This window comes from Haloprofundus salilacus (assembly GCF_020150815.1).
Lineage (GTDB): Archaea > Halobacteriota > Halobacteria > Halobacteriales > Haloferacaceae > Haloprofundus > Haloprofundus salilacus.
Genome location: NZ_CP083723.1, coordinates 2,857,332 through 2,868,468, shown reverse-complemented (window position 1 = coordinate 2,868,468; position 11,137 = coordinate 2,857,332). Strand labels below are relative to the sequence as shown.

Sequence of the window (11,137 nt, the reverse complement as noted above, 5' to 3'; positions counted from 1 at the left end):
TCTGCGCTCTTTTAGCTCATTGTCTCCGATCGGCGACGCTCCAGCATCCCCTCGAACACCCCCGAATACTGCATCAACACCGTTCCGAGGATGCTCATCACCAGCACGTAGCCGACGGCGAACGCCGGAATCACCTGCGTCATCACGGGTCCGTTTCCGGTCGCCGCTACCGTGGCGATGATGAGCGAGAACTCCCCGCGCGTCACCATGCCGAAGCCGACGCGGAGCGAGCGCCGGTCGTCGAGGTCGTAGATGCGGCCGCTGTAGAAGCCCGAGAGTATCTTCGTCGGCGTCGTCGCGACGACGGCGATCGCCAGAATCCCGACCGTCGTCGCCACGAGCAGCGGGTCGGTGCCGAGACCGATGTAGAAAAAGAAGACGGCGGCGAACACGTCCCGAACCGGCGTCATGAGCCGCTCGATGCGCTCGACGTGGTCGGTGCTCGAAAATCCCATCCCGACGAAGAACGCCGCGACGGCCTCGCTCACGCCGATGGCGAGCGCGACGCCGGCGACGAACACCGCCACCGCCAGCACGCGGAGCACGAACAGTTCGCTCGTATCGGCGTCGAACAGTCGCTCGAACAGCGGGCCGCCGAAACGGACGCCCGCGAGCAGAAGCCCCAAAAACGTGACAGCGATGCCCACGTCAACGGCGGCGGACTCGAGACCTCCGCTCCCGCCTACGAGCGCAGCGACGACGGCGAGGTAGACGGCGATAAAGAGGTCCTCGAAGACGAGCGTCCCCAACATCGGTTCGCTCTCGCGGTTTGCGATCCAGCCGAGGTCGATGAGCGACTTCGTGATGACGGCGCTGGAGGAGATATAAACGATACCACCCAACAGCACCGATTCGAGCAGACTCCATCCGAACAGCAACCCGAGACCGACGCCGACGGGGAAGTTGATGCCGAGGTCCAACAGCCCCGCCCCGGTGATACGCCGCTTCGCCTCCATGAGGCGGTCGAGACTGAACTCGAGTCCGAGGAAGAAGAGCAAGAGAACGATACCGATTTCGGCGAGTATCGTCACCACGTCGGTGTTCGGGATCGCGAACTCGGGGGCGTACCGCCCCAGCACGTTCGGGCCGACGAGCATCCCGACGACGACGTACAGCGGAATCACCGAGAGGTCGACGCGCGTCGCAATCACTCCCGCCATCGCGATGCCGATGAACAGCGCGCCGACCTGCCACAGTTCCATCGCCGCCATCTATTCGACCACCTCTTCGACAGCCCGCGCTCCCGGTTCGTTCCCTTCACCTCGCGTCTCACCGCTCATTCGTCGGTGGTTGGCTCAGCAGTCACGTATCGTTGGAACTCCCGGCAGGCGTCCTGTCCGCCGATGACCACGAGGATGTCTCCCTCTTCGGCCGCGAAGTCCGCGCCGGGGTTCGAGATGGTCTCGTCGTCGCGCTGGACGGCGACGACGGAGACGCCGATTCGCTGGCGGACCTCCGACTCCGCGAGCGTCTTGCCCACCAGCGGCGAGTCGGCGGTGAGTTTCACCCACTCGATGAGCGTCTCGTCCGACAGCACCGTGTCGATGGTCTCGGTTCGAATCGGCTGGAAGTACGCCCCCTCCATGATGGTGCCGACCTGCCGGGAGAGGCGGTCCGAGAGCTCGAACAATTTCTCGGAGTCCGAATCGGGCGATTCGCGGAGAAACAGCTCACGCTTCCCCGTGTTGTGGATGACGATGACGAGCTGACTCCCGTCGTTCAACTCCACCTCGAACTTCTTGCCGACGCCGGGAAGGTCGCTCTCGTAGACGGTCATATCCGGAACAATCGGACGCGGAACCTAAGGCTCTACCGTCGTCTTGGCGGAGCGGCGCGAGTACCGTGAGCGGCCGGATCTCGCGAGTGGGGTCGAACGTCGCCTCGAGACGACGCTCACGCCACCAGCCACAGCACTGCCGCGATGCCCACGCAGGCAGCGGGCGGAATCGAGAGATTGTCGTCGACCACGTAGCCGGCGACGACGGGTTTGACGCCGTCGGCGAACGTCGCGCCCGCCGCGCCCGCCGCCGCCGCGCCGAGACCGACGACGCGCGTCGTCCCCGCCGGACCGGTCGTGAACGGCACCGCCAGCGCGAAGCAGACGAGGAACATGGCGGCGAGCACGCCGAGTTCCTTCGCGCGCCCCGCCTCATTGCTCCCCAGAATCCCGCTTATCGGGTCGCCGACGGTGAGCATCAACATCCCCGGAACCGCGACGAACCACGGAAAGAGCCAGGCGACGACGGTCATGCTGTACATGTACAGCGCGTAGCCCGCCACGTTCTCCTGTTCGTACTCGCGGGTGAGTTCGCGGTACACCCACCAGTCGAGACCGACGACTAACCGGACGAGTTCGAGCACCGAGACGACCGCCGAGAGTCCGAGCAGCACGTAGCCCAACTGCTGCCACGTGACGGCGCCGAGCAGGTAGAGCGCCGGGATGCTCGTCCCGCTCGCGTGGACGAAGCGGCGCGTAAGCTCGCTCACGCCTCCGCGGCGCCGGTGTCGACGCGCTCGTACGCGTCCAGCAGGTCGTCGAACGTTTTGCGACCCTCCCGCATCGCCGTCAGTTCGTCGACGAGCGCGTCGACCGGCAGGCGAATCTGGGCTGTCGTGTCGCGCTCGCGAACCGTGACGGTCGTCTCGCCGCCGCCCTCGACGCCGTCGCGGTCGACCGTCACGCAGAACGGCGTACCGATCTCGTCCTTGCGGCGGTAGCGACGACCGATGTTCCCGGAGTCGTCGTACTCCGCCGACAGGCCCGCCTCGCGAACGTCGCGGACGAGTTCCTGCGCCAGCTCCGTTAGTCGCTCGTCGTTGCCGACGAGCGGGAAGACACCGACGTACGTCGGGGCGACTTCGGGTTCGAGCGCGAGGTACGTTCGCTCCTCGCCCGACACCTCGTCTTCGCGGTAGGCGTGTTCGAGCACGGTGTACACCGTGCGGCCGACGCCGAACGACGGTTCGACGACGTGCGGCGTGATGTGCTCGCCGGACTCGGTCTGCTCTTCGACGCGGAATTCGGCGACCTCCGTGTCGACGGTGTACGTCTTGCCGTCGGCTTCGACGGTCACCTCGTCGCCGTCGAAGGCGTCTGGGTCGCGCGCCGCGAGGTCCCGCAGCGCGTCTGCGATGTCGGCGGCTGCGCCGCCGAACTCCGGACCGAGCGTGCTCATGTCCGGGTCGACGACGGCGCGTTCGACCGTCTTCGGTTCGTCGTACTGCTTGAAGACGGTGAAGTCGTCGTCGGAGTACTCGCCGTGCTTCGAGAGATCGTAGTCGCCGCGGTAGGCGAAGCCGGCGATTTCGACCCAGTCGCCGCCCAATTCGGACTCGGCGTCCCAGCAGTCGCTGGCGTAGTGGGCGCGCTCGCCCGAGAGGTGCTGGCGGAAGCGGAAGCGGTCCATGTCGACGCCGATGCGTTCGTACCACTCCTGGGAGATGCCGAGGTAGTAGCCAACCCACTCGTTGGCGACGACGCCCGCGTCGACGGCCTCGCCGATGGTCGTCTCGAGGTAGCCGCCGTCGTCTTTCTGCTGTTCGGTCGCGGGGTAGAGACGGACTTCTACGTCGGCGACGGCGTCGAGGTTCGGTTCGTCCTCCTCGGGGTCGATGAACTGCTCTAACTCCGCTTGCGTGAACTCGCGGACGCGGACGAGACCCTTGCGGGGGCTGATCTCGTTGCGGTAGGCGCGGCCGATCTGGGTGACGCCGAACGGCAACTGGCCGCGGGCGTACTCCTTCAGACGCGGGAACTCGACGAAGATGCCCTGCGCGGTCTCCGGGCGGAGGTAGCCGGGTTGGTCGCCACCGGGACCGATGTCGGTGCTGAACATGAGGTTGAAGTTCTCGACGGACCGGCCCGCGAGCGGTTCGCCGCAGTTCGGGCAGTGTATCTCGTGTTCGGCGATGAGGTCGGCGACCTCCGAGTTCGGCAGCGCCTCGGCGTCCTCGATGTCGGTGACGTCCTCGACGAGGTGGTCGGCGCGGTGGCTCTCGCCACAGGCGGCGCACTCGACGAGCATGTCGTTGAAGCCGTCGAGGTGGCCCGACGCCTCGAAGACGGGTTCTGGCATGATGGTCGGCGCCTCGATCTCGCGGTTGCCCTCCATCACGGTGTAGCGGTCGCGCCATGCAGACTCGACATTCGCCTTCAGCGCCGCGCCCTGTGGGCCGAACGTGTAGAAGCCGGCGACGCCGCCGTATGCTTCGCTGGAGAGAAAGAAGAAGCCGCGACGCTTCGCCAGTTCGGTGATGGCTTGCGCGTCGGTCATCTCAGAGCGCCTCCAGCAGGTTCACGTCGCGCACGACGCCGACGAGTTCGTCGCCGCTGACCATCGGAATCTGTTCGATGTCGTTCGTGATCATCTGTTGGGCTGCCTCCATCGCCGTCCGGCGGCGCGAGAGCGTCACGAGGTCGGTCGTCATGAACTCGGCGACGGGTTCGGCCGGGATTTCGACGTTCCGGGTCGGGATGTATCGGTTGCCGACGGCTTTGATGCCCTCCCACATCCACTCGTCGTCCTGGTTGGCCATCGAGTCGCCGGTCTCGTCCTCGCCCTCGACGACGCGGGCGACGTCGATGATGTCGACCTCGGTGAGGATGCCGTTCATCGTCCCCTCGTCGTCGAGGACGATCGCGTACGGGACGTTCGCGTAGTAGATTTCGCGTTCGGCGACCGTCAGCGGCGTCCCTTCGTACGTCGTGTTGATGTCGGTGGCGGCCAGTTCGCCGACTTCGGTCTCGCCGTCGGCGTCGCCGCGGGCGATTGCGTGGACTACGTCGGTGACGGTGACGATACCGACGAGCGCCGTCGCGCCGTCGACTTCGACGACGGGGACGCGGCGCGCACCTTTGCGGAGCATCAAGCGCGCGGCGTCGGTCAGGTCGGTGTCGGGCGTCGTCGTCGGGACCTCCCGCATCAGGATGGCGAGTTGGTCCTCGTCGGGGTGTTCGATGAGGTCGTCGCGGGAGACGAGACCGCGGTACTCCTCGCCCTCGTCCGTCTCTTTGACGACCGGAACGGAGGAGAAGCCGCGCTCTTGGAGATACTCGAGTACGTCGTCCCGCGTGCCTGGGAGTTCGACTGTCACGACCTCCTCGCGGGGCGTCATGGCGTCGGCGACTTGCATAGCGTCGGGTACTCCCTCGCACCTCTTGTACTCTGCGAAGGTGTGGTGGTCGTTCGCGTCCGGTCGGTCAGTTCTCCGATAATACCGTTTCGATTCGTGTAAACTCGTTTGCTATTCTAGACGAGACCGACTACTCCCGGCCAACCGGCGTTTCGAGGGACTCTCGGGGCCATCCGACGCAGAAACTTACCCTCAGTGGAACGGGACAACCGGCCTGTCGTTTCGGTGTGCTTATTATCCCATGCGATAACATCCCATACATGACGCCGGAAGCGACGACAGCCGTCGATGCCCCGGACACTGAGGTGATGGCCTCGGTGGATTCATCCTCCCCCCGCAGTTCGGAGCTTATCATCGCAGATATTACGCGAGACGACGCGTGGCTTTCGATGCGAACGGCGGAGGCGCCGGTACTCGCCGAGTGGTGCTGAACGTCGCGAAAAACGGCCGAAACGACTTTTCTCGCTGACCGACCCGCCACGAGCGCAGCCGCCCGCCCCGCGAACAGTGAACTTTTTTCTTGGTTCCCTGCAACGAGTGGTCCATGAACTACCGGGAGGTCACTTCGAGTCGGGAGTTTCTGGCGCGACTCGAAACTGGTGCGGACTGGCGAGAAGAGATAGAGGAGTTCGCCGAGCGCGAGGGAATCGACTCGGCGTGGTTCAACGCGATGGGCGCGGTACAGGACGCCGACGTCTGGTTCTACGACCAAGAGGAGATGGAGTACCGTTCCGTCCGGTTCGACGAACCGCTGGAGGTCGCCGCCTGCGTCGGCAACGTCTCACTGCTCGACGGCGAACCGTTCGCGCACACCCACGCCGTCCTCTCGCGCCCGAGCGGGCAGGCGCTGGCGGGGCATCTCAACGCCGCGACAGTGTTCGCCGGCGAGGTGTACCTCCGCGCGTTCGACGAGTCGCTCGAACGGGACCACGACGACGTGACCGACCTGGACCTCTGGCTCTAACGTGAGACCGGACGACGAGCGCTACTTCGCGCGCATCGAGAACCGACTCGACGAGGCGTTCGAACTCGCCGACGCCGCCCGCGAGCAGGGTATGGACCCCGGGACGGAGGTCGAGATTCCGGTCGCCAAGGACATGGCCGACCGCGTCGAGAACATCCTCGAAATCGACGGCGTCGCCGAGCGCGTCCGCGAACTGGAAGAGCAGATGTCCCGCGAGGAAGCGGCGCTCGCGCTGGCCGAGGACTTCGCGGAGGGTCGCGTCGGCGACTACGACACCCGCGCGGGCAAAGTCGAGGGCGCGGTCCGCACCGCGGTCGCCCTCCTAACCGAGGGTGTCGTCGCCGCCCCCATCGAGGGTATCGACCGCGTCGAAATCCTCCCGAACGACGACGGCACCGAGTTCGTCAACGTCTACTACGCCGGACCGATTCGCTCCGCGGGCGGGACGGCGCAGGCGCTCTCCGTGCTGGTCGCAGACTACACCCGGACGCTCATCGGCGTCGACGAGTACAAAGCCCGCGACGACGAGGTCGAACGCTACGTCGAGGAGGTCGCGCTGTACGACAAGGAGACGGGACTGCAGTACTCGCCGAAGGACAAGGAGACGCGTTTCATCTCGCGGAACATGCCGATCATGCTCGACGGCGAGGCGACGGGCGACGAGGAGGTGTCGGGCTACCGGGACCTCGACCGCGTCGACACCAACTCCGCCCGCGGCGGGATGTGTCTCGTCATGGCCGAGGGTATCGCGCTCAAAGCGCCGAAGATTCAGCGCTACACCCGCCAACTCGACGAGGTCGACTGGCCGTGGCTGCAGGACCTCATCGACGGCACTATCGGCGAAGACGACGGGAAAACTGACGAGAGCGGGGTCGACGACGACGGCGCGAACGCGGCGGAGGCAGACGCCGAATCGGCCGACGCCGAAGCGATCGAAGACGCCGACTCGACCGACCCCGACGGTCCCCCACGCGTCGAACCCGCGACCAAGTTCTTGCGCGACCTCATCGCGGGCCGTCCGGTGTTCGGCCACCCGTCCGAAGAGGGCGGCTTTCGGCTGAGATACGGCCGCGCGCGAAACCACGGCTTCGCGACGGCGGGCGTCCACCCGGCGACAATGCACGTCGTCGACGACTTCATCGCGACCGGCACCCAGATTAAGACCGAACGCCCCGGGAAGGCGGGCGGCGTGGTCCCCGTCGACTCCATCGAGGGACCGACGGTCCGCCTCGCAAACGGCGACGTGCGGCGCATCGACGACCCGGAGGAGGCGCTCGAACTCAGAAACGGCGTCGAGAAGATTCTCGACCTCGGCGAGTACCTCGTCAACTACGGCGAGTTCATCGAGAACAACCACCCGCTCGCGCCCGCCTCCTACACACCCGAGTGGTGGGTACAGGACCTCGAAGCGGCAGGCGCGGACGTACAGGCGCTCCGTGATTCGCCGCGCGTCGACCTCGAATCGCCGACCGTCGAGCAGGCGTTGGAGTGGGCCACCGAGTACGACGCGCCGCTGCATCCGAAGTTCACCTACCTGTGGCACGACATCTCCGTTTCGGAGTTCGAAGCGCTCGCCGACGCCGTTTCCGACGGCGAACTCACCGACGGCGTTCTCGCTATCGAACGCACCGAGACGACGAGGCGGGCGCTCGAACACCTGCTCGTCGAACACTCCCAGACCGAGGACGCCCTCCGGATTCCGGAGTGGCGACCGCTCGCGCGGACGCTCGGCCTCGACGACGGTCTCCGGAAGACGTGGAACGCCGAGGACCTCTCGGCTGACGCCCGAAACTGGGCCGGCGGCGACAACGCCGTGAAAGCCGCCAACGAAGTTGCCCCTTTCGCGGTTCAGGAGCGCGCGCCGACCCGAATCGGCAACCGGATGGGCCGGCCCGAGAAGTCCGAGAGCCGCGACCTCTCGCCTGCGGTCCACACGCTGTTTCCCATCGGCGAGGCCGGGGGAAGTCAGCGCAACGTGGGCGAAGCGGCCCGGAAGATGGACGACCGGGGTCGCCGCGGTATCGTCGGCGTCCGCGTCGGTCGCCGCGAGTGCGCCGCCTGCGGCGAGCACACGTACAAACCCAGTTGCCCGTCGTGCGGCGGCCACACCGAACCGTACTACGAGTGCACCGACTGCGAAATCGAGGTCGAACCCGACGAGGCGGGCCGGGTCGAGTGTCCGCGCTGCGAACGCGAGGTCGAGAGCCCCGACTGGCACGACGTCGATATCGGCCGCGAACTCTCCGATGCGCTCGACGCCGTCGGCGAGCGGAAAGCCTCGTACAAGATTCTGAAGGGCGTGAAGGGACTCACGTCGGCGCACAAGACGCCCGAGGCGATGGAGAAAGGCGTTCTCCGCGCGAAACACGGCGTCACCGCGTTTAAAGACGGCACGGTCCGCTACGACATGACGGATCTTCCCGTCACCGCGGTTCGCCCCGAGGAACTCGACGTGACGGCCGAACACTTCCGCGAACTCGGCTACGAACGCGACATCGACGGCGAACCGCTCCGCCACGACGACCAACTGCTCGAACTCAGAGTCCAGGACATCGTCCTCTCGGACGGCGCGGCCGAGCACATGCTGAAGACGGCGAACTTCGTCGACGACCTCCTGGAGAGCTACTACGGTCTCCCCGCCTTCTACGAAGTGAACGAGCGCGACGACCTCGTCGGCGAACTGGTGTTCGGGATGGCCCCGCACACGAGCGCTGCGGTCGTCGGGCGGGTCGTCGGATTCACGAGCGCCGCGGTGGGGTACGCGCATCCGTACTTCCACGCGGCGAAGCGAAGGAATTGCTTCCACCCGGATACGAAGGTCTGGTTCGAAGACGAAGCGGGTGAATGGCACTACGATGATATCGAATCGCTTGTCGAAGCGCGACTCGACGACCCCGAGACGGACGATTTCGGGACGCTAGTCCAGGAACTGGATGGAGACGTTCTTGTGCCCGCTGTCGGCCCCGGCGACAGTCCGTGCCTGAGTCGTGTCGAATCGGTTTCGAAACATCAGGCACCAGACCACTTGGTTCAGGTGGAAACTCGGAGCGGGCGCACGCTCACTGTAACGGTAGACCACAAACTCCGCCGATGGAACGGAGGACTCGAACCAGTAGAGGCTCAATCTCTCCAAGTTGGCGACGAACTTCCCGCGCCAGAGGTTGTCTCCTTTGACGGAGAACGGATCGGCTTCGACCTCTTAGAGGAGTTCCTCACCGTTGAGTCGATACCGAACGAAGACCTCGTGATTCGAGGTCTCGGCGCTGAGCGGCTCAAAGCATTGTTAGACGACGCAACGTCGGGCAAAGGCTACTGTAAGGCTACCGCCGAGACGCTCGGGGTTAGCCAATTGACAGTCTACAACTGGGTTAATAGAGACAGTATTCCCGTCAGCGTCCTTATTGAACTGGTCGGCGAAGAAAGCGTCGTTGACCGCGTTCCCACCGACGTCAAGCTCGGTATCCGCCGCGACACAACAACCGTCTCCCGCCAGTTGGCAGTCGATGAAAACGTCGGTACTCTCCTCGGATATTACGCGGCTGAGGGGTTCACCCGTCGCGAAGCTAACCAGTTCTATCAGACGACTATCTGCATCCCAGACGCGGAGGCACGCACGGCAGTCATAGACGCTTTCGCGAACGCGCTCGGTGTCGAGGCTTACGAGGAGAACAAGTGGAAAGTGACGGCATCGAGCCGCCTCGTCGCAACGCTGTTTTCCGACATCCTCGACGTAGGAACCCGAGCTGAATCGAAGCGCGTTCCCAACTGCGTCACTTCGTCGACTCACTCGGTAGTTGCCGCGTTCCTCTCCGCATACTTCAGCGGGGATGGAAGCGCGTCGAGTGACCGCATCGAGATTCGCGCCCACACAGTCAGTGACGAGCTTTCGCAGGACATCATCGGTCTCCTCAAGCGGTTCGGAATCGCGACGAAAACATACTCTGAGGTACGTACCATCACCTCGGGTGTCGTTGCTGACTTCTACGACGAGTCACCGATGTCCGAAGCAACAGTTCTCAAGATAACCTCGGAAAACGCTGCTCGCTTCGCCGAAGAAATTGGATTCCATCTCGAACGAAAGCAGGCCACGATAGAAACCGCGCTGGCGGCGACTGAACTCCGTTCACAACGACTCTTTGGCGACGGCGGCGACGTACTTCTTGACGAAGTCGTTTCAGTTGAGTATGTGAAGAGCAACGTGGAACACACCTACTGCCTCACCGTCGAGGAGACGCACACACTCGTCGCTAACGACCTCTACGTCGGCCAATGCGACGGCGACGAAGACTGCGTCATGCTGCTCATGGATGGTCTCTTGAACTTCTCGAAGGAGTTCCTCCCCAACAAGCGGGGCGGGCGTATGGACGCACCGTTGGTCATGTCCTCGCGCATCGACCCCTCCGAGATCGACGACGAGGCGCACAATATGGACATCGTGCGGCAGTACCCGCGGGAGTTCTACGAGGCGACCCGCGAGATGGCCGACCCCGGCGAGGTAGAGGAGCTCATCCAGATCGCCGAGGACAATCTGGGCACCGATCTCGAGTACTCGGAGTTCCACCACACCCACGACACCTCGAACATCCACCTCGGCCCGTCGTTGTCGGCGTACAAGACGCTCGGGTCGATGACCGAGAAGATGGACGCCCAACTCCATCTCGCGCGGAAACTTCGCGCCGTCGACGAGACGGACGTCGCCGAGCGAGTCATCGAGTACCACTTCCTGCCGGACCTCATCGGCAATCTCCGCGCGTTCTCGCGGCAGACGACGCGGTGTCTCGACTGCGGCGAAAAGTATCGGAGAATGCCGCTGACCGGCGACTGTCGTGAGTGCGGCGGGCGCGTCAACCTGACGGTGCACCAGGGGTCGGTGAACAAGTACATGGAAACCGCCATCGAGGTGGCCGAGGAGTTCGGCTGTCGCGATTACACGAAACAGCGCCTCGAAGTGCTCAAGAAGAGTCTGGAGAGCGTCTTCGAGAACGACAAGAACAAACAGAGCGGCATCGCGGACTTCATGTAACTGACAGACTATTTTTG

8 protein-coding genes are annotated in these 11,137 nt (G+C 64.6%); 3 read left to right on the top strand and 5 right to left on the bottom strand.

The genetic code is table 11. The features are described from left to right. Window positions 1-11 precede the first annotated feature (11 nt). The 5 genes from LAQ58_RS14890 to LAQ58_RS14870 form a co-directional block, all read right to left on the bottom strand. Window positions 12-1,211 carry a cation:proton antiporter gene (locus LAQ58_RS14890; protein ID WP_425490665.1) on the bottom strand — a complete coding sequence of 400 codons (1,200 nt, stop codon included), beginning with the start codon at window positions 1,209-1,211 and terminating at the stop codon, window positions 12-14. A 65-nt stretch (window positions 1,212-1,276) separates the two neighbouring features. Beyond that, window positions 1,277-1,777, bottom strand: coding sequence for a cation:proton antiporter regulatory subunit (locus tag LAQ58_RS14885; protein ID WP_224448227.1), 501 nt, complete (start codon window positions 1,775-1,777; stop codon window positions 1,277-1,279). A gap of 116 nt (window positions 1,778-1,893) precedes the next feature. Beyond that, window positions 1,894-2,487: a diacylglycerol/polyprenol kinase family protein gene (locus LAQ58_RS14880; RefSeq protein ID WP_224448226.1), complete on the bottom strand. Its 594-nt coding sequence runs from the start codon at window positions 2,485-2,487 to the stop codon at window positions 1,894-1,896. Continuing rightward, window positions 2,484-4,274 (bottom strand): glycine--tRNA ligase, encoded by a 1,791-nt coding sequence (glyS, locus tag LAQ58_RS14875; protein WP_224448225.1) that lies wholly within the window; start codon window positions 4,272-4,274, stop codon window positions 2,484-2,486. The genes LAQ58_RS14880 and glyS overlap by 4 nt, the downstream gene beginning before the upstream one ends. Window position 4,275: 1 nt before the next feature. Further along, a complete protein-coding gene (locus LAQ58_RS14870) occupies window positions 4,276-5,133 on the bottom strand; it encodes a CBS domain-containing protein (protein WP_224448224.1) in 858 nt (285 codons plus the stop codon). 260 nt (window positions 5,134-5,393) lie between these two features. Here LAQ58_RS14870 and LAQ58_RS14865 point away from each other — a divergent pair, with 260 nt between their 5' ends. The 3 genes from LAQ58_RS14865 to LAQ58_RS14855 all read left to right on the top strand — a co-directional run bounded on the left by LAQ58_RS14865 (window position 5,394) and on the right by LAQ58_RS14855 (window position 11,120). Next, window positions 5,394-5,564, top strand: coding sequence for a DUF7556 family protein (locus LAQ58_RS14865; RefSeq protein WP_224448223.1), 171 nt, complete (start codon window positions 5,394-5,396; stop codon window positions 5,562-5,564). A 113-nt stretch (window positions 5,565-5,677) separates the two neighbouring features. Then, window positions 5,678-6,097: a PPC domain-containing DNA-binding protein gene (locus LAQ58_RS14860; RefSeq protein WP_224448222.1), complete on the top strand. Its 420-nt coding sequence runs from the start codon at window positions 5,678-5,680 to the stop codon at window positions 6,095-6,097. A 1-nt stretch (window position 6,098) separates the two neighbouring features. Further along, window positions 6,099-11,120: a DNA polymerase II large subunit gene (locus LAQ58_RS14855; RefSeq protein ID WP_224448221.1), complete on the top strand. Its 5,022-nt coding sequence runs from the start codon at window positions 6,099-6,101 to the stop codon at window positions 11,118-11,120. Window positions 11,121-11,137: the final 17 nt, after the last annotated feature.